Source organism: Furfurilactobacillus siliginis, from assembly GCF_001437435.1.
GTDB lineage: Bacteria > Bacillota > Bacilli > Lactobacillales > Lactobacillaceae > Furfurilactobacillus > Furfurilactobacillus siliginis.
Window position 1 is genome coordinate 1,143 of the sequence record NZ_JQCB01000036.1, and the last position, 233, is coordinate 1,375.

At 39.5% G+C, this 233-nt stretch carries 1 protein-coding gene; it reads right to left on the reverse strand.

Annotated features, from left to right (window positions below; translation table 11 throughout):
* Positions 1 to 233, reverse strand: a 233-nt coding sequence (locus tag IV55_RS10465; protein ID WP_162260753.1) for a hypothetical protein, incomplete at both ends; no start/stop codon positions are given.

A 233-nucleotide genomic window follows, 5' to 3' on the forward strand; every position in this document is an offset into this window, starting at 1 on the left:
GCCGCAATCTTTGAACCTGCTGGATAACCATATGAATACGCTTGTGTTGCTAATTCTTTGCCATCCTTATCCACATAATGCACTGTAACCTTAGATTGTCCTTCTGATCGGGCATTTGACGGTGTTGTGTTAGAACTAATATTATTTGAAGTTACTTTTGTTACTGTTCCATCATCTGCAACACTATACTGGGTACCAGTTCCTTGCAGTGTGTTTTTTATGCTTGAATCAGC